The organism is Aquirufa sp. (assembly GCF_044342065.1).
GTDB lineage: Bacteria > Bacteroidota > Bacteroidia > Cytophagales > Spirosomataceae > Aquirufa.
The window spans coordinates 1-21,520 of sequence record NZ_JBIIQN010000014.1 but is presented as its reverse complement, the minus strand read 5'-3'; the positions used below and the strand labels follow the sequence as shown (position 1 = coordinate 21,520).

The following is a 21,520-nucleotide window of genomic DNA, read 5'->3' as shown; positions in this document are numbered from 1 at the left end:
TATGGAAACATTAAAAAGTTGTCCGGCGTGTGGAGAGAAAAAAATGACACGCGTTTTACAGGCCAAAGATTATACCGTTTCGAAGAACACATTTGATATTGTTCGTTGCGCTTCCTGTAATTTACTTTTTACTAATCCTCGACCAGAAGCTGAACAAGCTGGCTATTTCTATAAGTCTGAGAATTATATTTCGCACAGCAATACACAAAAGGGGCTTGTCAATAAGCTTTACCACGCCGTTAGAAACATTACGCTAAAACAAAAAACCCATTTGATACAAGGCTGCCAACAAGGCTCAAAAAACTTGTTGGACGTTGGCTGTGGAAATGGCCACTTCTTGCATGCATGCCAACAAAGCGGTTGGAATACCTATGGGATGGAACTAGATCCCGATACGGCAGCGCGCGCGGCGGCTTTAACCCAACAAAGCATCTATCCAAATTTAGAAGCTATTCCAAATGACATTACATTTGAGTTAATCAGCCTGTGGCATGTACTAGAACATGTATATGAGCTTGATGCGTATTTCAAATTCTTTAAAAACCGAGTAGCCCCAAATGGGAAATTGCTTTTGGCGTTGCCAAATTCCAATTCTTATGATGCTACCTATTTCAAAGAATTTTGGGCGGCTTATGATGTGCCGCGTCACATTTACCATTTCAACCCGGAAACAATTCAATCGGTCGCAAAAAAACATGGGTTTAAATTAAAAACCCAGCGCGGTCAAATTTTTGATAGCTTTTACATTGCCCTGTTGAGTCACGAATACAAAACGGGGAAGAAAAAACTTCTTTCTTCGTTTCTCATCGGGCTACTTTCAAACGTGTTGGCTTTTTTCAAAACGGGAAATTATTCGAGTAATATCTATATTTTTGAACATGCCTAAATACTTGTCAAAATTAGCCTTTGCTTTCTTTATCATGCTCTTAAGCTTAAGCATGTTTCAGCGTTGTGCACAAACGGCTAGCCCTCCCGGTGGCAAGAAAGATACATTAGCGCCCAAGATTGTTTCAAGTATTCCCTTAAACAAGAGCAAAAACTATTCGGGCAAAAAAGTCGAGTTAAACTTTAATGAATACGTTGGAGTGCGCAACCTAAATCAAGAATTGCTAATTACCCCAAACGTAGGCACATATGATACGCGAATCCGCCCAATGGGAATTACGCTGATCATGGATTCAACACTGAAACAAAATACAACCTATACCTTCAACTTTAGAAATGCCATTGAAGATGTGTCGGAGCGAAACATTGGTAAAAATATCAAGCTTGTTTTTAGTACCGGCTCAGACATCGACTCCTTACAAATTAGCGGGCAAGTAAAACACCTGGAAACAAATAAAAAGCTAGAATCGGTTTTGGTTGGCCTATATCCATATACAGACACCTTGCGAATAGACAAGGTTAAACCGTATTATTTTACAAAAACAGACACTTCTGGAATTTATCAAATCGAAAACGTTGCCGCGGGCAAGTACTATATGGCTGCGTTTGCCGACATCAACAATAACCTATTATACAATTCGAATAAAGAACTTGTCGATTTCATTACACAAGATTTTATCGATTTGAACAAGAACCAAACTCAGGATTTCAGAGTTGCTTTGCAAAATCAAGATCCAATTAAAATAAACAAGACAACAAGTACAGCGAAAACAGTCTTGTATGAGCTGTCGCGTGGTGTTAAATCATTAGACATCCAACCAAAAACACTCGCCTATCAGGTTGAAAATAATCGTAACCTGCGATTCTATGTAGGAAACGTGGAACATCAAGATACCGTACGTATATCTGCCATCGTTACAGATTCCTTAAACCGCGTAAGCACACTAGCACTAAAGGTAAAATTTAGGGAGTCCAACAAAAAAGAGAAAATTGTCAACAATCCCATGCGAATCGAAGTGTTGCCAGCGAGTAGTCAACTTCTAAGTCCTAGCGATTCGATTATTATCAAATTTCCAAAACCTATTGCTTACGTTAATACCAAGCTAATCTCGTTCATTAGCGGTCCTGACGAAGAAATACAATTGCCGGATGAAGCTTTTACTTGGAATAGCTATGTGAATGAATTGAGCATTGACAAAGGATATTTGCCTTTGCGCCAAAAGTTTGATTTAAAATTTGCTAAACATGCATTTGTATCCGTGGAAAAAGATTCATCGCAAGTATTTACCCAGGGATTTGAATTTCAAGATTTAGAGAACTATGGCAGCATCTCGGGAGGCATCAATGTAAAGCAAGGTAAGTTTATTTTCCAATTGATTAAATCTGACAATAAGTCCATAGCCTACCAACAAAAATCCTCCAATAGCTTCAGCTTTCCGCATGTTGAACCCGGTTTATATGAATTACGGGCTATCGAAGATCGTAATGGAAATGGGCTTTGGGATTTAGGCAACTTTAGAACAAAAGAAAAACCCGAATCCATCTATTTCTTTCCTACCAAAATTAAGTTAAAGGCGAATTTCCAGATTACGGATCTGTTGATAAGTCCCGAATAAACCCGCTTTTTATCCACAATTACTGTTGACGAATGTGGATAAAATGAACAGCCTTGTTGACAATGTGCATAAGTCCAGACTTATCCACGGATAGACAAAATGTTATCCACAACGAAAGGGTGCTTCTAAAAAATATATAGGTTTGATAATAAGCTATTTACAAACCTATATTTGACTTATCCACTTTTCCACATTGAACAACAAAGAGAAACAAAGAAAAGATTTTAAAAAGTTTTTCTTTTTTTAAATTATGTATGTGGATAAAGATTGAATGTTAAAATTAGTTAGCGTCTAATTTCACTTTTGGTGTTATTTTATATATAAATACGTTATTTTATTATAATAAAGATAAAATAGCATAATTTAATAGGTACTAGTGTGGATAAGTTGTGGATAAATACATACAAAAGAAGCCTTCGTACAAAAAAATCGTATAAAAATGCAAATGAAGTAGCTGTTTTATTAACTTTGGGATAAGTATCAACCAACTAAATCTATGCTAGACTTTAACAATTTCACCCGCGTTTTTGATTTATTACCTATTTATGACCAGCTTCATAAATCCGATTTGTTTTGCATGAAGCGAAATGGCGAATGGCGAAAGTACAGTTCGGAAGAAGCCATCGATACGATTCATGATGTAGCGCTAGGTTTGTTGTCATTGAAGATTAAGCCAGGAGATAAGGTAGCTATTATTTCAGGTAACCGACCTGAATGGAATTTTATAGATTTTGGTATTCAATTGATTGGCGCTGTTTCCGTGCCCATGTATCCTACCATTACGGTTGAGGATTATTCTTTCATTTTTGAAAATGCAGAAGTTAGCTATGTTTTCGTAGAAGGGGAAGAATTATATTTAAAAGCAAAAGAAGCGTCGAAAGGAAATAAGAAAATTAAGAAAATTTTTACGTTTGATCCTGTGGAGGGAGCCGATATGTGGACAGACGTTAAAGACGCAGGGGTTGGTATGGATAGGTCACCCATAAAGGTTTTGCAGGATGCTGTAAAGCCCAGTGATTTATTGACGTTGATTTATACTTCAGGTACGACTGGCAGACCCAAAGGGGTTATGTTAACACATCACAACATTGTTTCCAATGTGAAGGCTTTGATCCGGGGTAAATTTTTCGGGTTAGCTTCAGATGATAAGGCACTAAGTTTCTTACCGTTATGTCACATTTACGAGCGTACAGACATTTACATGTACATGTCCTATGGCGTGTCGGTTTATTATGCTGAAAGCATGGAAACCATCGCTGATAATATCAAAGAGGTTAAACCATCTATGTTTGCTTCGGTACCGCGTTTGTTGGAAAAGGTCTATGATAAAATTTTGGCGAAGGGAAATGAGTTAACGGGTATTAAGCGTAAACTCTTTTTTGGTGCAATAGAATTTGGTTTGCAGTATGACCCTATGGTGAAGTTGGGCCTAATCGACTCACTTAAATTGGCATTTTATCGCAAATTAATTTTCAGTAAGTGGCGCGAGGCTTTGGGTGGAAATGTGCGCTTGATTGCATCAGGTTCAGCAGCGTTACAGCCTCGTTTATCTCGTGTATTTTGGGCTGCGGGTATTCCGGTAAGTGAGGGATATGGTTTAACAGAAACCTCGCCTGTTATTTCGGTTTCACAGGTTAGTCCGCCCGACTTCAGAATCGGATGTGTGGGAACTTTAGTTGATAGTATGGAATTAAAAATTGCCGAGGATGGTGAAATTTGTGTTCGTGGTGATTCGGTTATGGTAGGTTACTATAAAAATCCAGAGGCTACCGCTGAGGCTGTTGATTCAGATGGGTGGTTCCATACGGGTGATATTGGCGAGATGGTAGAAGGAAAGTATTTGAAAATTACGGATCGCAAAAAGGAAATATTTAAAACGTCGGGCGGTAAATACGTCGCGCCGCAATTGGTTGAGAATAAACTTAAGGAGTCCGCTTTTATTGAGCAGTGCATGGTGGTAGGTGAGAGTCAAAAATTCCCTGCGGCATTAATTATTCCAGAATTTGCTGCGCTGGGTGTGTGGTGTAAACAACATGGAATTGCAGATGGCACGCCTGAAGAGCTCATTCAAAATAAGGACGTTATTCGTAAAATTGAAGAAGAAATGATGTCGACCATGGCGTCGGTTGCGAAGTACGAGCAGGTTAAGAAATTCGTTTTATTACCGCGTCTGTTTACCGTTCAAGACGGAGAAATAACGCCAACCTTAAAGTTGAAAAGAAAGGCAATTTATGCGAAGCACGAAAAAGCGATATTGGCTTTGTATGAATAAATGAATGTGTTTTCACGAATTAACTTTAGTGCTCGGCTAAATTTTCGTAATTTTGGGGTTTGAAAAACATTCCGCAAGGAGTCATTTAATTGGATGTATGTCACAGCATAAAAAAGTTGCCTTAATTACGGGTATTACGGGTCAGGATGGAGCCTATTTGGCAGATTTGTTGTTGAGTAAAAACTACGTTGTTCATGGTATTAAGCGAAGGAGTTCTTTAATTAATACGCAGCGGATTGACCATTTATACGAAGATCCGCATGTAGACTCCTCTAATTTCCATTTACACTACGGCGATTTAAGTGATTCAACTAACATCATTCGAATTATTCAAGATGTACAGCCGGATGAAATATACAATTTGGGCGCGATGTCCCATGTAAAAGTTTCTTTTGACGAACCAGAATATACAGCGCAGGTAGATGGATTAGGAACTTTGCGCATATTAGAGGCGGTACGCTTGTTGGGAATGACTCAAAAAACCAAGATTTATCAAGCCTCAACCTCTGAGTTATATGGGTTGGTGCAGGAAGTTCCCCAGTCTGAAAAAACACCATTTTATCCGCGCTCGCCATATGCGGTGGCTAAACTATATGGGTATTGGATTACGGTGAATTACCGCGAAGCCTATGGCATGTTTGCGGTGAATGGGATTTTATTTAATCATGAATCTCCACTTAGAGGCGAAACATTTGTTACGCGTAAAATTACACGAGGTGTGGCGCAGATTGCGCTGGGCCAACAAGATAAGTTGTACTTAGGAAATTTAGATGCGAAGCGCGATTGGGGACATGCGAAAGATTATGTTGAGGCGATGTGGCTGATTTTGCAGCAAGAAAAACCAGAGGATTTCGTAATTGCGACAGGAATTACGACGACCGTTCGCGATTTTATTCGCATGGCATTTAGTGAGGTAGGGATTGAAGTTAAATTTTCCGGCGAAGGTGTAAACGAAGTGGCAACAATTGCAGCATGTAATAACCCCCTGTATCAAGTAGAATTAGGCAAAGAGGTCGTGTCCGTAGATCCGCGCTATTTCCGCCCTACGGAAGTGGAATTGTTGATTGGCGACCCAACAAAAGCAAAGGAAAAATTGGGATGGAAATTACAATATGATTTACCGGCTTTGGTGAAAGACATGATGGCGTCAGACGTAAAACTTTTTACCAAATAAGATGAATCCATCGATTGCTATCATAGGTTTAGGTTATGTGGGATTCCCGCTAGCGGTGGAATTTGGTAAACGCTACCCGACACTCGGTTTTGATATTGACGTGTCGCGTATTGCTGAATTACAGTTGGGCCAGGATCGTACCCAAGAAGTAAACGCGGCCCAATTAGCCGAATCAAAAAACCTCCGCTTTTCTTCTCAGCCTGCTGATTTAGCGGCTTGTAATACGTATATCGTTACGGTTCCTACTCCGATTGATCATTTTAAAAAACCGGATTTGGGCCCACTGTTGAAAGCCTCTGAGATGATTGGAAAGGTCTTGAAGCAGGGCGATGTTGTGATTTATGAATCAACAGTTTATCCGGGTTGCACGGAGGAAGACTGCGTACCGGTACTCGAGAAATATTCAGGATTGGCATTTAATCAAGGGTTTTTCTGTGGCTATTCGCCGGAGCGCATTAATCCTGGGGATAAGGTAAATACCTTGACTAAAATTAAAAAAGTGACATCAGGCTCCACACCCGAAATAGCGGAATGGGTGGATCAGCTTTATCGGTCGATTATTGTAGCTGGCACTCACAAGGCCTCTTCATTAAAGGTTGCAGAGGCAAGCAAGGCGATTGAAAATGCGCAGCGAGATGTTAATATCTCGTTTGTAAATGAGCTTTCACTCATTTTTGATCGGATGGGCATTGATACCACCGAGGTGCTGGAGGCGGCAGGAACTAAATGGAATTTCTTAAATTTTAAGCCCGGATTGGTTGGTGGCCACTGTATTGGGGTCGACCCCTATTATTTATTGCATAAGTCAGAAAGTTTGGGCTATTATCCACAAGTTATTCTGTCCGGCCGTCGGGTTAATGACAACATGGGAATTTTTGTTGCCAATAAGTTGGTCAAACTACTGATTCAAAAAGGCAAGAAAATAGGTGGTGCAAAGACCTTAATGCTTGGAATTACCTTCAAAGAAAATTGTCCTGATATCCGAAATTCCCGCGTGGTTGATATTTACAACGAGTTGATTGATTTTGGTATGGATGTAGATGTTTACGATCCGTGGGCGAATGCCAAAGAGGTTGCCCATGAGCACGGAATTAGTCTTGTTTCGGAATTGGGTCGTGCCTATGATGCGATTGTTTTAACCGTTGCGCATCGTGAATTTTTAGATCTCGCGTACAGCGAATTAAAAGCCCACGATGGGGTGCTTTTTGATATCAAATCCGTATTGGATAAATCCATCGTAGACGCGCGATTATAGCATGGCCTGGTATGCGGTTTACACGAAATCTCGCACGGAGAAAAAAGTGGCCTTGCGCTTAAGAGAGGAAGGAATAGAAGCCTATTGTCCAGTTAAAAGACAGGAAAAACAATGGTCGGACCGGCGGAAGGTCACAGAAGAACCCCTTTTTCGTTCTTATGTATTTGTTAACATTGATTTGGCTATGCAAAGTGCAGTCGTTCGCCGAACGCTCGGTGTTGTCAATTTTGTCTACTGGCTGAATAAGCCCGCCGTCATTCAAGATGACGAAATTGTAGCCATCCAGCAATTTTTATCAGAACACGCTTCAGTTGAGGTTTTGGGAAATACCTTACAGGTGGGCGATTTTATCACAATAGATGCGGGTGCCCTGAAAGGTCAAAAGGCCGAAGTAACCGGGATAAAAAACCGACACGAGGTAAGGTTGCGCATCGATTCGCTTGGATTTGAGTTGGTGGCGCGGGTGGAATAGAGTTGCCAGTCGTCAGTCTAAGTCGATAGTCCGTAGGCTTAATGAGAATGCGGCAATAGTAGAGACGCGACACTTCGCGTCTATCTTTTTTCTAAAGCTTCGAGGGTAGACGCGAGGTATCGCGTCTCTACATAATACGGAGCATATCCTGTTAGACGCGATACTGTGCCTATCTACAATCACAAAAGCTCTCAACTCTTAATTCTTTTTTTGTATTTTGCGGTCCTAAATCTTTTTGCATGCGTCTTTGCGCGACATTCTTTTTTCTTTTAATGGCTTTTTGTGCACTTGCACAAGAAAAAAAAGCGCCGAGTTTTGAGTTGGGAGCCGGTATTTCTAGTGGTAAATATATGCCTTTTTGGTTGCGCGCGAATCAATACGGCGCAGTTCCCACAAAGGAAAGCTATGCGACCGCAGCGGTTTCATTTAGCGATTTTGTGCAGGTTAATAAACGCGCGAGCTGGGGCTATGGTGTTCGTGCCTTGGTCAACTTAGCGGAAACGCGTGCAGATGTTTTATTGCAGGAAGCATATCTAAATGGCCGATTTGGTATATTTGAGTTACAAGCGGGACGCAAAAAACAATTACAAGGATTAATGGATTCCACGTTAAGTTCGGGGTCTATTATCTGGTCGGGGAATGCGTTACCCATGCCCATGATTAATTTAGTTGTGCAGGATTATTGGGCTCCTAAATTCGTTCAGGGAATTGTGGGATTTAAGGGCAATTATGCGCACGGGTGGTTCGATAACCAACGAAGCGATGTGTCCAATTTTTATTTGCACCAAAAATCATTTTATGGCCGATTAGGCAAGCCGAATGGTCTTTTCAAGTTTTATGGTGGATTTAATCATCAGGTTCAGTGGGGCGGCAAGCTAAAATATGCTGACCCGGGCAATTTCTCAGCGAAAAATGGAAAAATAGCGAGTAGCCCGAAGGATTATTTTTACATAATTACAGGCCAAAGTATGAACGTGGTCGGCGGAGATACCGCCACCTACGGCATAAATGATGGCTGGAATCGCCTTGGAAACCACTTGGGGACAATTGACGTAGGGATGGAAATTGATTGGAAAAAGGCCAAATTGTTTCTCTATCGTCAGAGTATTTATGAAGACGGCTCGCTTTATTATGGTAATAATATTACGGATGGGCTACACGGGGTAGCGTTCACCCAGAAAGCAGATCAAGGAATTATCAAAGTTGTTATCGAATACCTAAATACCACCTCACAAGGAGGCTCGGTTTTTAATGGTTCTAGCGTCTTTCGTGGACTAGACAATTACTTTAATAATGCCGTTTATCGAGATGGCTGGACCTATAATGGCATGGGGTTGGGAACGCCTATGTTGACGCTTGATTCTGAAACCGACCTGACAAATACCGATGGCACCTTTTACGACAACAACCGGGTGGAGTCCTTCTATATGGGCGTGGAGGCCAAATTAGGCGAAAATGCCTTTATGCTTCGAGGATCAATGTCTAATTCGATAGGCTGGTTTGGTCAAGAAAATATTCCTGCAAAAAAGCAGTATTCCGTTGGCCTGCAATGGCAAAGACCCCTTCAACTAATGGGATACAATACCCAGCTCAAGGCGACGCTAGGTGCCGACAGAGGAAGCTGGAAACCTGATGTTATCGGAGGGAACGTGTCTTTAATCGTGCCTTTGAATTAAGCAAAAAACAAGTAGCTTACCCAAATTGCCGTTACAATTCCAACAAAGTCGGCGGCCAATCCCGCCCATAAGGTATAGCGAATATTGCGCACCTGAACCGATCCAAAGTACAGCGCTACCACATACAAGACAGTTTCGGCGGAACCTTGGAACACACAAGACAGTCGGCCAACAAACGAATCAGAACCAAAGGTTTTCATGGTATCAATCATCATGGCACGCGAACCGCTGCCACTGACAGGGTGTAATAAGGCGGTAGGCATGGCGTCTACCCAGCGGTTGTCGATGCCTGACAAATCCACCAAGTACTTGATTCCGTCCACCATATAGCCTAAAACACCGGAGTTACGCAAACAGGAAATAGCGACCAACATCCCCACGAGGTAGGGAATAATTTTAACCGAGGTTTCAAAGCCTCCTTTGGCACCCTCAACAAAGGTTCCGAAAATGTCAATTTTCTTACGCATCGCTGCGGCGATAAAAGAGAAGATGAGCAAGAAGAGTATGCCGTTTGAAATTACTTTGGATTGTATCTCGATGGCCTCTTTTGGCAGGGAACTAAAATACCATAATATTCCGCCAAGAAAGGCTGTTAAACCTGCTAGCCAAGCGAAAAGTACAGGTTCCAATAAATTGATTTTTTGTTTTATCGAAACAATAATCAAACCGGTTATGGTTGTTGCATAGGTTGCCATGAGGCACGGGATGAAGATATCCGAGGCATCTTGGGCGCCGTAAATGGCTCTTTGAGCCATGATACTCAAGGGAATTAAAACCGGGCCAGCCGAATGCAGCACCAGGAACATGATTTGTGGGTTGGATGCTGTTTCTTTGTTGGGATTTACCTCTTGTAAGCTCTGCATGGCTTTCAGCCCGAAAGGTGTTGCTGCGTTATCGAGGCCTAACAAATTAGCCGAAAAGTTCATAATCATTTGACCATGGACGGGGTGATCTTTGGGAATCTCAGGAAACAGGCGGGTAAAAAAGGGTCCGATTCGTTTGGCCAAAAACTGAATAGCACCGGCCTTCTCGCCTACTTGTAAAATCCCCATAAAAAAGGTCATTACTCCGGCCAGCGGCAAGGCAATTTTCATCACCGCTATTTCCGCTGAATCGAACATGCCATCAACGAGAATTTTGAATATTTCGGAATTGCCGAAGAAAAGGTATTGAATAACCGCGACAACAAAAGCCACACCAAAGAATAAAAACCAAATCCAATTTAATGCCATAGGGTCGAGGAAATTTGGTTAAATTTAGGGAAAATCTCGGATTAATATGCGGACGATTGTCATCCTACTACTTTCCTTTGCTGCTTATGCGCAAAAAACAACCTGTTCTTATGAGCTTGCCATGGAGAAACAGGGCCTCTTAGAAGTTACATCAAATGCCCCCCGGGTGCTAGTTGAATTGAAATACGCAACGGCAGATAATTTCATGGGAAGAGATGTTTATGGATGCCTAACACATGCCTACGTTCAAAAGCCGGTTCTTCATATGTTGAACAAAGCGCAGGCTTCGCTTGAAAAAAAACATCCGGGATATCATTTGTTGATTTACGACGCTGCCCGCCCCTTGTCTATACAATGGATATTGTGGAATACACTGACACAGTATAAGCCTGCGGAACGCCAAAAATACGTTGCTAATCCCACGCAGCATTCTATACACAATTACGGTTCAGCGCTTGATTTAACCGTTGCGGATGCAAATGGAAAACCCCTAGATATGGGAACGAAGTATGATTTTTTTGGTGATTTGGCTTATCCTTCCAAAGAAAAAGCGATGTTGGCTGCTGGCAAGCTGAGTGAACAAGCCTATAAAAATCGCCTTATTTTAAGAGAAGCGATGCAGTCGGCGGGATTTATGCGCATTGAATTTGAGTGGTGGCATTTTAATGCTTTTTCACGTGCAGAAGCCAAACGCCGTTTTCCTGTGGTGCAGTAATCGCGGATTTTATCAGCGACTCTTGCCGTTTATCCAAAAATCAAGTTTGCTCCCAATCCATTTATGTATTATTGTGATCTAATTCTTTTGACGCCTATGTCTATCAAAAAATATTTTTCAGTAGCCTTGTTGGCAGGAATGTCGTGGGTAGCGCAAGCGCAGACAGCTGTTCAGGGTAATGCGCAGTTGGTGCATTTAGGTTTAAGCCAAGCGGTGGACATCGCACTTCAGCATAATTTGACGGTTAAGTCGTATGAGGTAAGCCTGAAAAATGCGGAGTTGAGTTACCAGCAAGCAAAATTTAATCAATTGCCATCATTGGGGGGCAATATTAATCAGGCGGCGAGTTTTGGTCGTTCGCTAAATCCGTTTACCAACGGGTTTGATTCGCGTAATATTAATTTTAATAATGTGGGGTTGAATGCCAACGTGCTTTTGTTTAATGGTGGCCAACTGAAAAACACGGTGTTACAAAATGAATTTGCCTTGAAGGCGACGCAACAGGATTTGCAATCGATGCGTGAGAATATAGCGTTACAGGTTGTTCTTTCTTATTTATCAATATTGAATGCGGAGGATCAATTAGCGATTGCCAAAGCTCAAACAGAGATCACGAAATTACAGATTGAACGGACACAGAAGTTGGTTTCTGCGGGAACTTTACCGGTATCAAATGTCTTGGATTTGAAGGCACAGCTCGCCAATGAAGAGTCGAATGTGGTTTCGTTCCAAAGTACTTTGGACATCAATAAATTAACCTTGTTACAATTACTAAACGATTCGAATATTCAGGCGTTTGATTTACAGCGGATTCAGGTTCCGGTTCCTTCATCTAAGGCTTATGATGTATCTGTGAATGAAGTTTACGCCAAAGCCCTAGAGATTCAACCTTTGGTTCGGGCGGCTGATTTTCGGGTTCAGGGAGCAGCGAAGAGTGTGGATGTGGCCAAGGCTTTTCGTTTGCCTACGCTTTCGATGAGTGGAAGTTGGTCAGCGAACCAATCAAATGCATTGCGGACGATTGAATTTTTGGGAACTCAGACGGTTAATTTGGGATCAGTTGCGATAGGAGGAACGAATTATCCGGTATCTACGACCCAGCCTAAGTATGGCGAGGGAGCGACGGTGGGTTATTTTGATCAGTTGAACAATACACAGAACAAGGTGATATCTTTGAATTTAAATATTCCCATTTTCGCCAAGTATGCGAACCGCACGCGGATTATGCAGGCGGGCTTGCAAAAGGAAAATGCGGAGATTGAAGCAGAGCGTGCGCGTTTGACATTGCGTCAAAACATTGAACAGGCGTATGTAAATATGTTGAATGCGGCGAATAAATATGAGGCGTCTGCCCAGCAAGTATCGGCTTTAGAAGAAAGTTTCCGGGCATCAGAAAGCCGATTTAATGCGGGAACGATTGATTTTGTGAGTTATAATTTACAGAAAACGAATTTGGATAAGGCGCGTTTGGGATTGATTCAGGTGAAATATGATTATGTATTTCGGACGAAGATTTTGGATTTTTACCAAGGGAAGAGCTTGACATTTTAGAGTTACTAGTAGAGACGCGAAACTTCGCGTCTTTATTTTAAATTATTTTTTGCAAAATAGACGCGAGGTATCGCGTCTCTACAATTAGGACTGATTAACAATTAAGAATATGAATAACAAAAAAACATGGATTATCATTGCTGGTGTGGTGATATTGATTTTTGGAGGTTTGGCATTGGCGAAGAAGATGGAGTGGATTGGAAAAGAGGAGCCTACGGAGGTGGAGTTTGCCAAAGTCGCGAAGGCAACGATTGTAGAGAAGGTTTCTGCATCAGGAAAGATTCAGCCGGAGGTTGAGGTAAAAGTATCGCCGGATGTATCTGGAGAGATTGTTTCATTGAATGTTGCGGAGGGAGATTCGGTGGTAGCTGGGCAGGAATTGTTGAAGATTCGTCCGGACAATTATGTGTCATTATTAGCTCGTGCAGAGGCGCAAGTGAATGCGCAGAAAGCTGGTTCGGAGCAAAGCAAGGCGGTATTGGCGCAGAGCGAAGCGCGCTTAAGCAAGGCAAAAATCGACTTTGATCGGAATGATCGCTTGCATAAGGATAAGGTGATATCAGATTCTGATTTTGATCAATTCCAGTCGGCCTATTTAGTTGCCAAACAAGATTTGGAAGCGGCGAAAGCTAATGTAAAGGCTGCGAATTTTAACGTGAAATCAGCGGAGGCGGCATTTAAAGAGGCTAAGACCAATTTAACGAAAACGACGATTTATGCGCCACAGAGTGGTATTATTTCGAAGTTGAATGTAGAGTTAGGGGAGCGTGTGGTGGGAACGTCGCAAATGGCAGGAACGGAGATGTTGCGCATTGCGAATTTGAACAACATGGAGGTTCGTGTGAATGTGAATGAGAATGACATAACGCGGGTGAGTTTAGGAGATACGGTATTGATTGATGTGGATGCATTCTCATCGTCAGAGCGTAAGTTTAAGGGGGTTGTTTATGAGGTGGCGAGTTCGGCGAATTCGTCGGGAACGGCAGCTTCGGTGACGACGGATGCGGTAACGGAGTTTGAGGTGAAGATTCGGGTATTGCGTAGTTCGTATGCGGATTTGATACAGGGTAAATTATCGTATCCATTGAAACCGGGCATGACGGCATCGGTGGAGATATTGACAAATACGAAAACGAATATTTTAACGGTGCCTTTATCATCGGTAACGACGCGCGAGTTGGGCGCACCTACGGAAACGAAAGAAGGCGATGGTAAGTCAGGGGGAGACGAGGCTGTAGTAACAACGCAGGAAGACGCCAACACGGCTAAGAAGCGCAAGGAGAGCACGAAGGAAGTGGTGTTTGTGGAAGAGAAAGGCAAGGCGAAGCAGGTAGTTGTGAAGACGGGTATTTCAGACTTTGAGAATATTGAGATTATCTCGGGATTGAAGGAGGGTCAGGAGATCATTTCAGGTCCTTATGCTACGGTTGCTAAGAAGCTGAAGGAAGGCGAAGTCGTGAAGAAAAAGGACGCTAAAAAGGCGGAAAAGAAATAAAAACAAAAAAAACAGGGGGCTATCTTGCATTTAATGATTTAGCCCCCTATTTTTGCAGTCCCAATAGGAACAATATTCCTTCTTAGCTCAGTTGGTTAGAGCACATGACTGTTAATCATGGGGTCCCTGGTTCGAGCCCAGGAGAGGGAGCAATTAGAAAAGTCATCAGAAATGGTGACTTTTTTGTTTATAATCATTCTCTATTTCTTCTATTCATCGATTTTCTTGGTTTAAGCCCAGTAGAGGGCTTAGTGTTTTTTGACTATTTTAGTTGAGAGTTATACCTGTGGTTTTCAAATTGTGCCAAGAATGTGCCAAGAGTTGGTTTTAGTCAATCCGGTTTCAACTTTTTAAAGAGAGAAATCATCCTGTAAATTGGAGGAAGTAAATGTCGCTTTCCAATGATAAAAATTAATGATTTATCCCGCAAATCTCCTAATAGATGAATTTTGGATTAGTTAATCAGCCATAGCCCTTGGGTGCTTTCTGACCAAGACTATTCATAGCAATACGGGTTAAATTAGTTGATTTCGCTCATTTCTTCCCCCAAAATCATTTACTTATTTTTAAACGGAAACTCAACGCTCAAATACTCCCAGCTCAATTTTATTTTGCCTTCGTTAGCATTGGTCGGCATTACTTCATACGTAAGGGCTTCAACTAATTTATCGCTTTTGAAGGGTTTTACCTTAATTCGGATGATGTCATTTTCTTCTTTATAATCGTCCGATAAGTGCATATCCCACGTTTTACTCAAAATCAAAGTCCACGTTTCTCTATCAGGAATAGTAAAAAATCCATATTTACCTTTTGTAATAACTTTACCTTCAACCATTATATCATGACCAAAATCTATCCAAGTAGCTTTGTGAGCTCCCGATGACCATACTTGATTGAAGGCAACTAAACCATTCCAAATATTCCGCCCTCTCACACTCGGTGAACCGTATTCTATATGTACATGATTTGTGCCTACCATTGTCATTGCGGTCATTTTGGGACTTTTGGGTTTGACCGCTGTTTTACTGGTATCGGCTGGGGGTTGATGGTTTTGGTGTTGGGCAAAAACACCAATAGGAAATGCCAACAAGAGGTTTAAAACAATGATTTTTTTCATGATTTTGTTATTTTGAATTCTCTCAATATACAATTTAAAAGTTTTTAATACGAAAAAGTAATTCCAGCTCCCAATCCCATATCACTATCATAATGCGATGTAATTCCCATGTTTTTGTTTACGATGTAACGAAAACCGGCCATGTATTCCTTATCGGTATTAAGCATAAAACTCATTCTAAGTCGTTTGGTAATTGGCATATCTTCTCTCATAAGTTGAAAACGAATATTTCCATCTTGATAGATTTCAGCTTGTCCTACAATAAGTAACGGCAACGTGTAATTTACACCGACCGTAACAAGACTTCTTAAGTCCTTGCTATTGGTTTGTCCAAATATATTTGTTTCCTGTTCATCTATTCCAAACTTTCTATAACGCCAATCAAAGCCGATAAATGGCATTAACCACTGCATTTTACCGATGTATCTACCAATATGTGTTTCTACCTCATATCCATGAAAATCATGATACCCCAATCGCCATTCAGAGCCAATGCTCCACCTTGTATTTTGTAACATAGCCATTCCATCATTACCATTTGTTGCAAAATCATTCTCAGCCATAAAATGAAATTTACGGTCATCTGCAAACAGTTTCCGCTGCGCAAGTTTGGGATTGGGAATCAATGGATTGGGCATCTGATTTTCATAACTAAATACCCTCCCCATACCACTCATCATGTGGTATAAAATATGACAATGAAAAAACCAATCTCCCTCAACATTCGCATTAAATTCTAATGTGTCTGTTTCCATCGGCATTATATCAACTATGTTTTTTAAAGGAGCATTTTGTCCTTGACCATTCAGTAATCTAAAATCATGTCCATGCAGGTGCATTGGGTGGCGCATCATGGAACCATTGTATATTACAATTCGCACATTCTCCCCTTTTTTGATGAGTATTTTATCCGACTCTGAAACGACTTTATTGTCTAAACTCCAAACGTACCGGTTCATATTACCCGACAGTTTAAAGTATAATTCTTTTACGGGAGCTGCCTTGGGCAATGCTGTTATAGTAGGGGACTTCAACATGGCATAATTCAGAGTTACAATATCTCCCAGTGCATTGGCATTATAACGATTGGGGTCATTGTCATCTTGTTTTGGTTTAGCATCGCCCGTTATTTCAGGATACATCACCACATTCATGTCCATTTGATTTAAACTCATGGCCATACCCATATCATCCAGTTCACCATTCATCTTCATCATGTCATTCATCATCTTCATCCCTTCAAAATACTTTAATCGGGGTAAAGGTGATTTCAACTGTTTTATTCCATTCCCAATATAAATGGATGCGGAATTTGTCCGGTCTTCCGTAGTTGCTAAAAATTCATATGAAGTCTTATCTGCTGGAATGGTAACAATGACATCATAGGTTTCCGAAACTGCTATAATTAATCTATCAACTTCAACCGGCTCCACATCATTACCATCATTCGCAACCACAGTAATTTTTCCACCTGCATAGGTAAGCCAAAAATATGATGATGCACCACCATTTGAAATTCTTAATCTAACTTTATCACCACCTCTTAATTTGTATCCTGAGATACTTTTAAGCTGTGAACTCGGTTGACCATTAATGAATATTTTTTCATAATAGACATCACTCACATCCATAGCCAACATTCGCTTCCATTCATTTTTCAATTTAGTTTTAAAATGACCTGCAGAAATTGCTTCACTATAACTTTGAACGGAGTTCTTTTTCAATGCAGGATAATCATTAGCATTATGGAGCATTCTATGGATGTTCTCAGGTTTTAGATTGGTCCACTCACTCAAAACGATGGGGAGTGTTGGTAAATCATCTATTCCCTTTCTAAAGGTGGGGTCATTGGGTCTTTTTAACATGACAAAATTCCCATACATTCCTATTTGCTCTTGTAATCCTGAATGCGAATGATACCAATGCGTACCATTTTGAATGATGGGAAAACGATAGATATGAGTTGTATTTGGCCGAATAGGCATTTGTGTCAGGTTGGGAACCCCATCTTCTTTATTGGGTAAAAATAGCCCGTGCCAATGTAACGATGTTTCCTCCTTAAGCTGGTTATGAACATGTATTTCAGCCGTATCTCCTTCGGTAAAAGTCAAAGTTGGCATAGGTATTTGACCATTAACCGCAATCGCACGTTTTTCTTTGCCGGCAAAATGCACTAAGGTATCTTTCACGTAAAGGTCGTAACGGACTACATTTTGTCCATATATATTTATCGAAAAAAGGAATAAAATGGCAATTATTAGTATCAATCTCATGTTTAAAATAAATTTAAAATCATATATCCACTCATTACAATCATCAATGCATCTTCGATTATTGTAACAGTACTCATTGGCAAATTAAAAACTGCCCCCAAACAAGCACATTGTATTTTCTTATTATCAAATACCGACTGCAAAACCCCTAATATACTTACACTCATGACTACAAACGTACATGTATTTGTTATCAATGGATTGTAATTTAAAAGATAAGAAATGCCCAAGCCAACTTCTACAAAAGCGTATAAATATGCCCAAATGGGTATTTTCTTTGCTACCACATCATACATTACATAACTTTCAGCAAAACCTTTTAGATTTAATAATTTGAAAAACGAGAACACCAAGAAGAACCCAGCCATAAAATGCTGCATCGCCTCCATTAAAATAAATTGTTCGTTTTTTAGTTGAATTAATAATGTAATAGTAGTGATATAGAGAAATATTAACAGAATAGGAGTATAGGTTTGAAACCAAGATTTTGCTTGCTCCTCTAATTCAATGTGTTCTATTGCAGAAATGGTATATTTTGCATCTAACACTTTCTGAAAATCTGACAAGCTAATATGCCTATCCATTGAAATTGTCACCCTACTGTCCTCCTTTGAAACTTCCACCTTAGTTACGTTTTCAACCCTCTCTAACGATGATTTTACTTTTGCTTCACAACTTGTACAGGTCATTCCAGTTAATTGATATGTATGTATCATATTCGTGTTTTTTAACAGAGTTATTTAAAACGGAAATTTCCTAAATTAAAACTATCGGGATGTTACGTTATTTTTTAAAAATTATATAAGATTTCCTGTCTTATAATCTGTCTATACCGGTTCTTTTACTTGATTTAAGTTGCTTAAAAAAGGACGTTGTAAAACCTGTTTCCCTTTTAAATTGATTACTTAGATATGCAACACTACTGTAATTCAATAGGTAGGCAATTTGGCTCAATGTTAATTCATCATATATGAGCAATTCTTTTACTTTTTCAATTTTTTGCTTGATAAAGAATTGCTCAATGGTTTGATTCTCCACTGCTGAAAAAAGGGCACTTATAGATTTGTATTCTTGATTTAGGTGTTGTGATAAATAATTAGAAATATTAACTTTTAAGTCATTGTTTTTTTGATGAACCAATTCTATAATTAGATTTTTTAATTGTTCAATTACTCTTACTTTTTTGTCATCAATTAATTCAAAACCAATAGACTTAAAGATTTTTATTACCTCAAACTTTATGGAATCTATATTTTCTTCTTTTATTTCCACCTCACCTAACTCAATGTCAATTGGGTGAAGTCCAAGTTTTTCCAACTCAGACTTCACAACCATTTTACAACGATTACAAACCATATTTTTTATGTATAGCTTCATTTAGTTCAAGGTTTCAACAGTTTTACCACATCCCATCATTTTAGAGCCATAATATGGATTTTTAACGATGTTTTCCTTACTCAACCAATTTGCACCTTCCCCTTTGTTAGCCATCGGACAAAATTGATAATATATCGGTACATCTTGTTTGGACACTTTCATTACCGCATACATATTTTTGGATAAAGATGTGAAGTGGTCTCTTTGATGACCCACATCTTTAGTTTCTGAAATATGTTCCGCATCAAAAACCAAATCTTTCATCACTTTCATCCATTCGGAATGTTCATCTTTCGTTAAATTTTCCATTTTAACTGCGTTTATGGAATTTAAAAGTAAAATGGCTTTAGTTGCTGCCATATTGCCGTCTGTTTTAACTAAAGCATCTTTCACTGCAAAATAAGAATTGAAGACTTCTTTTAGTTGTAGTTGCTCCCCTTCTGTTTTTATCTCTAAATTTGGTGCGACAACTTTTTCTTCTGAGGCAAGTATTACCGTTTTTACGTCTTCAACTTTTGCAACAACTTTTCCTGCCCGTTCATATTGGCAACAGGTTTCAAGTTTAGAATATACATTGTCTGGAGCGAGAAATTTGTCGCTGTCATACCCCGCCAAACCGATGCGCTTTAAGATTTCATCTTGATTTGTTTGTTTTTCATCATAGGTAAGGACTGCCATTTTTGTGTCCTTATTCCATTCTACCTGGACCACATTCTTTACATAGGCAGCCGTTTCAATGGTTCTTTTACAGATGGAACAATTGCCATAGATATGCACCGTTTCCACTTTGGCATTTTTAATTTCTGCGAAACATGTTGAGATGGATAGCAATAATACCATTGCCATCAATAATTTTATTGATTTCATTTTTTAAGAATTTTACTGTTAGAAATAATTGATTCTAAAGCAATATTTTGCTTCCGTTGAGACAGTCCTGTGGCTGTCATGGCAATAAATTAGCCTATATTGGGAGGGGTCCAAATGTAACCAAAACCAAAAGAATGGTAGGTTTCGTTATAATAAGATTTTACTTTTTCTCTTGCCGTAAAGGTATTAATGTCTATGGGGACTAAAAAATTGGACAAAACCAGAGAAGTTAAAGTTGAGGGACAACTACATTTAGAATTATCACAATTCCCTCCACAACTATTGTCTTCCTTTTGTTGGGTATCTTTACGATTATTGCAACAATCCTTTTTGTTAGATTTCTCAGGCATGTCTTTTAAACAGCAAGATTTCTCCGCTTTCTTTGATTTTGTTCCACACGCATAGGATTTCATGGGCGTCGTTAGACAGCCAAGAAATGTAATTATGAGCAGTATGTAGAATTTTTGTAACACAATGTTTAAAACGCTTAAATTACGAATTTGTTTCATTTTTTAATTAATTGGCTCTAAATTTTAATACTTCCTTCAAATTAAATAAAGTGCTCTTAGATTAATTTCACAAATAATGATAAAACGTGTAATTTCTTAAAATGAAAGAAATGATGATGAATGTCATATGGCAAAATTAGTTCAGCGGTACTTAATTCGTTACGTTTGGTTTTAACAATGTAAACAAACAAATCATGAAAAAGTTATCAATTATTTTGTCGATTGTATTCAGCATGTTTATTGCGCTTTCAGTGTCGGCACAGCAGGTAAGAGATAGCAAAGGCCATTTGATACTAAATTCCAAGGGGGATATATACTTCGATGGAGTAAAAACCGGTACTGTTTCGAAAGATAAAATTATTAGTGATTCGAAGGGTAAAAAACTTGGGTTTCTTGGTGCTGATGGAGTTTTAAAAGACGAAAATGGGAAGATGATGGGAAAAATGGGTAAAGACGGGAAAACCTATTTTGATGAAAAAGGTAATATTATTTTGACCATTGTAGATTTTGACAAGGAAACGTGTAACATCAAAGATGCCAAAGGGGTAGTTATTGGCAATGTTCATAAATCACTAAAAGGAGTGGCCTGTGTTTTACATTGTTTCCAAAACCAAATGGATATGAAAACACATTCCAAGCATTAGTGAATAGAATACCCGAATAAAAATTATTTGAGTAACATTTTCGATAATTTTGGCTGCAACATTCCACCTATTAAGGGAGCAATATCAAAGTAAAAGGGTTATACTTGTATAGTGTAACCCTTTTAGATTTTATGAAAAAGTATTTTACTCTCTTACTGATATTTCTGTCGTTGAACTTGTATGGACAATCGGTTCAAAATAAGAATTGGGAGTATTCAAAAGTTGTCTATAATTCTTCAGTCAAGAATAAAATAAGTATTACAAATAGTTTACCTAAGGGAGGTGGAATCGTTTCCTATAAAGGAAAAGAGTACAATTATTTCATTTTTTGGACTAATGTACGCAATGAAGCATCATCGCCTCTAGATTTAAAAATTCAATTTCCGACAA

General features: G+C 39.5%; 18 protein-coding genes and 1 tRNA gene. 13 read left to right on the top strand and 6 right to left on the bottom strand.

The features are described from left to right. Position 1: 1 nt before the first annotated feature. The 7 genes from ACIQZ2_RS06795 (at position 2) to ACIQZ2_RS06765 (ending at position 9,350) form a co-directional block, all read left to right on the top strand. Positions 2-886, top strand: coding sequence for a class I SAM-dependent methyltransferase (locus tag ACIQZ2_RS06795; protein WP_395768099.1), 885 nt, complete (start codon positions 2-4; stop codon positions 884-886). Then, positions 879-2,501: an Ig-like domain-containing domain gene (locus ACIQZ2_RS06790; protein ID WP_395768098.1), complete on the top strand. Its 1,623-nt coding sequence runs from the start codon at positions 879-881 to the stop codon at positions 2,499-2,501. The genes ACIQZ2_RS06795 and ACIQZ2_RS06790 overlap by 8 nt, the downstream gene beginning before the upstream one ends. A 496-nt stretch (positions 2,502-2,997) precedes the next feature. Continuing rightward, positions 2,998-4,773: an AMP-dependent synthetase/ligase gene (locus ACIQZ2_RS06785; RefSeq protein ID WP_395768097.1), complete on the top strand. Its 1,776-nt coding sequence runs from the start codon at positions 2,998-3,000 to the stop codon at positions 4,771-4,773. Between the two features lie 97 nt (positions 4,774-4,870). After that, positions 4,871-5,947 carry a GDP-mannose 4,6-dehydratase gene (gene gmd / locus ACIQZ2_RS06780; RefSeq protein ID WP_395768096.1) on the top strand — a complete coding sequence of 359 codons (1,077 nt, stop codon included), beginning with the start codon at positions 4,871-4,873 and terminating at the stop codon, positions 5,945-5,947. A gap of 1 nt (position 5,948) precedes the next feature. Next, entirely contained in the window at positions 5,949-7,202 is a 1,254-nt protein-coding gene (locus tag ACIQZ2_RS06775) for a nucleotide sugar dehydrogenase (protein ID WP_395768095.1), read from the top strand. A 1-nt stretch (position 7,203) separates the two neighbouring features. Further along, positions 7,204-7,674: a UpxY family transcription antiterminator gene (locus ACIQZ2_RS06770; protein WP_395768094.1), complete on the top strand. Its 471-nt coding sequence runs from the start codon at positions 7,204-7,206 to the stop codon at positions 7,672-7,674. A gap of 239 nt (positions 7,675-7,913) precedes the next feature. Further along, the gene (locus ACIQZ2_RS06765) at positions 7,914-9,350 is read left to right on the top strand and encodes a capsule assembly Wzi family protein (protein WP_395768093.1); all 1,437 of its coding nucleotides are present in this window, start codon (positions 7,914-7,916) and stop codon (positions 9,348-9,350) included. On the opposite strand, the gene ACIQZ2_RS06760 is transcribed toward ACIQZ2_RS06765, so the two are convergent. Next, a complete protein-coding gene (locus tag ACIQZ2_RS06760; RefSeq protein WP_395768092.1) occupies positions 9,347-10,582 on the bottom strand; it encodes a nucleoside recognition domain-containing protein in 1,236 nt (411 codons plus the stop codon). The genes ACIQZ2_RS06765 and ACIQZ2_RS06760 overlap by 4 nt on opposite strands. A 46-nt stretch (positions 10,583-10,628) precedes the next feature. On the opposite strand from ACIQZ2_RS06760, the gene ACIQZ2_RS06755 reads away from it, so the two are divergent. The 4 genes from ACIQZ2_RS06755 to ACIQZ2_RS06740 all read left to right on the top strand — a co-directional run bounded on the left by ACIQZ2_RS06755 (position 10,629) and on the right by ACIQZ2_RS06740 (position 14,493). Further along, positions 10,629-11,297 carry a M15 family metallopeptidase gene (locus ACIQZ2_RS06755; protein WP_395768091.1) on the top strand — a complete coding sequence of 223 codons (669 nt, stop codon included), beginning with the start codon at positions 10,629-10,631 and terminating at the stop codon, positions 11,295-11,297. Between the two features lie 96 nt (positions 11,298-11,393). After that, positions 11,394-12,848: a TolC family protein gene (locus tag ACIQZ2_RS06750; protein ID WP_395768090.1), complete on the top strand. Its 1,455-nt coding sequence runs from the start codon at positions 11,394-11,396 to the stop codon at positions 12,846-12,848. Positions 12,849-12,957: 109 nt separating this feature from the next. Further along, complete coding sequence (locus ACIQZ2_RS06745; RefSeq protein ID WP_395768089.1) at positions 12,958-14,343, top strand: efflux RND transporter periplasmic adaptor subunit; 1,386 nt, start codon at positions 12,958-12,960, stop codon at positions 14,341-14,343. Positions 14,344-14,419: 76 nt separating this feature from the next. Beyond that, positions 14,420-14,493: transfer RNA gene (locus ACIQZ2_RS06740), tRNA-Asn, on the top strand. A 406-nt stretch (positions 14,494-14,899) separates the two neighbouring features. Here the strand turns inward: ACIQZ2_RS06740 and ACIQZ2_RS06735 are convergent. From ACIQZ2_RS06735 to ACIQZ2_RS06715, 5 genes are all read right to left on the bottom strand, one after another. Next, entirely contained in the window at positions 14,900-15,460 is a 561-nt protein-coding gene (locus tag ACIQZ2_RS06735) for a DUF2911 domain-containing protein (protein WP_395768088.1), read from the bottom strand. A gap of 44 nt (positions 15,461-15,504) precedes the next feature. Then, a complete protein-coding gene (locus ACIQZ2_RS06730; RefSeq protein WP_395768087.1) occupies positions 15,505-17,733 on the bottom strand; it encodes a multicopper oxidase family protein in 2,229 nt (742 codons plus the stop codon). Positions 17,734-17,735: 2 nt separating this feature from the next. Then, positions 17,736-18,449, bottom strand: a complete 714-nt coding sequence (locus ACIQZ2_RS06725; protein ID WP_395768086.1) for a heavy-metal-associated domain-containing protein — start codon at positions 18,447-18,449, stop codon at positions 17,736-17,738. A 100-nt stretch (positions 18,450-18,549) separates the two neighbouring features. Beyond that, positions 18,550-19,110: a helix-turn-helix domain-containing protein gene (locus tag ACIQZ2_RS06720; RefSeq protein WP_395768085.1), complete on the bottom strand. Its 561-nt coding sequence runs from the start codon at positions 19,108-19,110 to the stop codon at positions 18,550-18,552. Then, entirely contained in the window at positions 19,111-19,977 is an 867-nt protein-coding gene (locus ACIQZ2_RS06715) for a DUF3347 domain-containing protein (protein WP_395768084.1), read from the bottom strand. Positions 19,978-20,680: 703 nt separating this feature from the next. Here ACIQZ2_RS06715 and ACIQZ2_RS06710 point away from each other — a divergent pair. Both ACIQZ2_RS06710 and ACIQZ2_RS06705 read left to right on the top strand, forming a co-directional pair. After that, entirely contained in the window at positions 20,681-21,130 is a 450-nt protein-coding gene (locus tag ACIQZ2_RS06710; protein ID WP_395768083.1) for a 5-fold beta-flower protein, read from the top strand. A 131-nt stretch (positions 21,131-21,261) separates the two neighbouring features. Then, positions 21,262-21,520, top strand: a 259-nt coding sequence (locus ACIQZ2_RS06705) for a hypothetical protein (protein WP_395768082.1), incomplete at its 3' end; no start/stop codon positions are given.

Excerpts from the sequence above, each read along its gene's own strand:
- ACIQZ2_RS06795 (WP_395768099.1), top strand. The coding sequence starts at position 2 with ATGGAAACATTAAAAAGTTGTCCGGCGTGTGGAGAGAAAAAAATGACA.
- ACIQZ2_RS06790 (WP_395768098.1), top strand. The coding sequence starts at position 879 with ATGCCTAAATACTTGTCAAAATTAGCCTTTGCTTTCTTTATCATGCTC.
- ACIQZ2_RS06785 (WP_395768097.1), top strand. The coding sequence starts at position 2,998 with ATGCTAGACTTTAACAATTTCACCCGCGTTTTTGATTTATTACCTATT.
- gmd (WP_395768096.1), top strand. The coding sequence starts at position 4,871 with ATGTCACAGCATAAAAAAGTTGCCTTAATTACGGGTATTACGGGTCAG.
- ACIQZ2_RS06775 (WP_395768095.1), top strand. The coding sequence starts at position 5,949 with ATGAATCCATCGATTGCTATCATAGGTTTAGGTTATGTGGGATTCCCG.
- ACIQZ2_RS06770 (WP_395768094.1), top strand. The coding sequence starts at position 7,204 with ATGGCCTGGTATGCGGTTTACACGAAATCTCGCACGGAGAAAAAAGTG.
- ACIQZ2_RS06765 (WP_395768093.1), top strand. The coding sequence starts at position 7,914 with ATGCGTCTTTGCGCGACATTCTTTTTTCTTTTAATGGCTTTTTGTGCA.
- ACIQZ2_RS06760 (WP_395768092.1), bottom strand. The coding sequence starts at position 10,582 with ATGGCATTAAATTGGATTTGGTTTTTATTCTTTGGTGTGGCTTTTGTT.
- ACIQZ2_RS06755 (WP_395768091.1), top strand. The coding sequence starts at position 10,629 with ATGCGGACGATTGTCATCCTACTACTTTCCTTTGCTGCTTATGCGCAA.
- ACIQZ2_RS06750 (WP_395768090.1), top strand. The coding sequence starts at position 11,394 with ATGTCTATCAAAAAATATTTTTCAGTAGCCTTGTTGGCAGGAATGTCG.
- ACIQZ2_RS06745 (WP_395768089.1), top strand. The coding sequence starts at position 12,958 with ATGAATAACAAAAAAACATGGATTATCATTGCTGGTGTGGTGATATTG.
- ACIQZ2_RS06735 (WP_395768088.1), bottom strand. The coding sequence starts at position 15,460 with ATGAAAAAAATCATTGTTTTAAACCTCTTGTTGGCATTTCCTATTGGT.
- ACIQZ2_RS06730 (WP_395768087.1), bottom strand. The coding sequence starts at position 17,733 with ATGAGATTGATACTAATAATTGCCATTTTATTCCTTTTTTCGATAAAT.
- ACIQZ2_RS06725 (WP_395768086.1), bottom strand. The coding sequence starts at position 18,449 with ATGATACATACATATCAATTAACTGGAATGACCTGTACAAGTTGTGAA.
- ACIQZ2_RS06720 (WP_395768085.1), bottom strand. The coding sequence starts at position 19,110 with ATGAAGCTATACATAAAAAATATGGTTTGTAATCGTTGTAAAATGGTT.
- ACIQZ2_RS06715 (WP_395768084.1), bottom strand. The coding sequence starts at position 19,977 with ATGAAATCAATAAAATTATTGATGGCAATGGTATTATTGCTATCCATC.
- ACIQZ2_RS06710 (WP_395768083.1), top strand. The coding sequence starts at position 20,681 with ATGAAAAAGTTATCAATTATTTTGTCGATTGTATTCAGCATGTTTATT.